The 2865-nt window shown below is 38.9% G+C and carries 3 protein-coding genes; all 3 read right to left on the minus strand.

The features are described from left to right. A partial coding sequence (gene narJ / locus AC1DTM_RS21650; protein ID WP_477000844.1) for a nitrate reductase molybdenum cofactor assembly chaperone occupies positions 1–434 on the minus strand: 434 nt, incomplete at its 3' end. 19 nt (positions 435–453) lie between these two features. Further along, positions 454–1929: a nitrate reductase subunit beta gene (gene narH, locus AC1DTM_RS21655; RefSeq protein ID WP_016104676.1), complete on the minus strand. Its 1476-nt coding sequence runs from the start codon at positions 1927–1929 to the stop codon at positions 454–456. After that, positions 1919–2865: molybdopterin dinucleotide binding domain-containing protein (locus AC1DTM_RS21660; protein WP_477000845.1), on the minus strand; the 947-nt coding region annotated here is incomplete at its 5' end. The genes AC1DTM_RS21660 and narH, both read right to left, overlap by 11 nt.

The raw sequence follows: 2865 nt of genomic DNA on the forward strand, positions 1-2865 counted from the left end.
GCTTGTATATTTTCCGTGTATTTACTCATAATTGGTTCGCTATCTTTTTCATTCGCGTTTGCAAGAAACTCAAGTAAAAGCGGTAAATAATCAGGTAGTTCTTTATCTGTTACGTTAAAACCAGATTTTTGATAATGCTGTTTTAACTCTAATAATTCAATTCCACGCTCTCTTTGTTCACCTGTTTTCATGTAGGTAAGATACATATTTGTCTTCTTTCCAAAGTCGAATGTATAGACGTAAGRATCAATAAGTTGATTGTCTGTTTTATCTAGCGCTGCTTTTATAAATGTTGTAAGTGATGCTCTGATTTCTTCCTGTTCAATTTCTTGAATCTCTTCCTGTAATTCTAGTAAAGCTTCTCTCCAACCTAGTTCAGGATAGGAGAGAAGAAAAGAAGAACAAGAAAAAGCCGTTTGTAAACTTTGTTTCATATTTGTCTGCCCCCTTTATTTAAGAGATTGTCATACAAGAGCCTGGGCCACCTGTAAAGGAAAGACCACAGCTTCCTTGTTCACTATATAAATCTGCAACTTGTTCGCGGTGAGATGTCGGAATGACGAAGCGATCTTTATATTTCGCAATGGCAAGAAGACGATACATATCTTCTACATCCTCTTTCGTTAAACCAATTTCTTTTAATACTGCTTCATTTGGTTCTTTATTAATTTGCAGTGCTCTCATATGTGTTCGCATGACAGCCATTTTTTTCAATGTAAGACGAATGTGCGATTCATCTCCTGCAGTGAGTAAATTCGCTAAATATTGAATTGGAATACGCATATTATCAATAGCAGGAAAAATCTCTTCTGCTTGCCAGTTACTTCCTTTCCCCTCCACCATATTCATAATCGGGCTAAGCGGTGGGATATACCAAACCATCGGCATTGTACGGTACTCTGGATGAAGAGGAAGAGCAATTTTCCAATCAATAATCATTTTATAAATAGGTGACTCCTGTGCCGCTTTCATCCATTCATCAGGAATTCCTTGTTTTTTTGCTTCAGCTATTACTTCTGGATCATTTGGATCTAGGAAAACAGTAAGCTGAGATTCATATAAATCTTTTTCATTTTCAACAGAAGCTGCTTCTTTTACTTTGTCAGCGTCATATAACATTACCCCTATATAGCGAATACGTCCTACACATGTTTCAGAGCAAATTGTTGGCATACCAGCTTCAATACGCGGGAAACACATTGTGCATTTTTCTGCTTTATTTGTTTGCCAGTTAAAATACACTTTTTTATACGGACAAGACGATACACAAAATCTCCAAGCACGACATGCATTTTGATCAACAAGGACAATCCCATCTTCTTCACGTTTATACATCGCACCAGATGGACAAGACGAAACGCAAGATGGATTCATACAATGTTCGCATATGCGTGGTAAATACATCATAAAGACATTTTCAAAATCCGTTTTAATTCCTTCTTCCATTTTCTTGACGTTCGGATCTTGTAATCCTGTTATATGTCCACCTGCTAAATCATCTTCCCAGTTTGGACCCCATTCAATTTTGTCGATAAATTCGCCCGTAATTGCTGATTTTGGACGAGCAACTGGTTGATGTTTACGCTGCGGGCTGTTTGTTAACGTTTCATAATCATAATTCCAAGGTTCAAAGTAATCATCGATTGTTGGTTGATCTGGATTGTGGAAAATGTTCATAAGACGCTTCATTTTCGAACCGGATTTCAGCTGAATTTCACCATTTTTTAATTCCCAGCCGCCTTTGTATTTCTCCTGATCTTCCCATTGTTTCGGATAACCAATTCCAGGTTTCGTTTCTACGTTATTGAAGTACATATATTCAGCACCTGGACGATTTGTCCAGGTGTTTTTGCATGTTACGCTACAAGTGTGGCAGCCGATGCATTTATCTAGGTTCATTACCATTCCGACTTGCGCTTTAATCTTCAAGCCAATCTACCTCCTTCAGTTTACGGATTACGACATTTAAGTCACGCTGGTTCCCCGTCGGACCATAGTAGTTAAATCCATAGCTTAATTGGCCATATCCACCAATCATATGTGTTGGTTTAACGTGAATACGGGTTGGACTATTATGTGTTCCCCCGCGGGTGCTTGTTAATTTCGTACCAGGCACGTTAATGTGACGATCTTGTGCATGGTGCATAAATGCCATTCCCCTCGGTATACGGTGCGTTACAACAGCACGTGCTACGACAACGCCGTTACGATTAAAGCATTCAATCCAATCATTATCGGCAACTCCAGCTTCATTCGCGTCATCTTTGTTCATCCAAACAGTTGGACCGCCTCTAAACAGCGTTAACATCGGCAATGAATCGAAGTACATACTATGAATCGACCACTTATTATGCGGTGTTAAATAGTTTAGTGTAATTTCTTTCCCTTCTACTTCAGGTCGTGATTTACGAAACGGTTTATGTTGCAGAATTGGTTTAAATGTTGCCATCGTTTCACCAAATTCTTTCATCATGTCGTGATCTAAGTAGAAAGATTGTCGACCGGTTATCGTTCTCCAAGGGATGAGACGCTCAACATTGGTTGTAAATGGTGAGTAACGTCGTCCACCTTTTTCAGAACCCGTAAAGGCTGGAGAAGTAATTACTGTTTTAGGCTGCGCTGTAATTTGTTCAAATGTGAAGCATTCTTCTTCACGTTCTTCTGCTAAATCACGTAGTTTTAAATCGGTTTGTTTTTCAAGTGCTTCCCATGCTTTTACAGCCATATGACCGTTTGTTGTAGAAGAAAGTGTTAATACCGCCTCAGCAGCGTTAATTGCTTCTTTTATGTCTGGGCACCCTTTCGCAATAGAATCCGTTCGAATAACTCCTAATCGACTCTTTAATTGCTCATATTCTTTTTCTG

It is taken from the genome of Bacillus sp. P4_D3 (assembly GCF_056401855.1).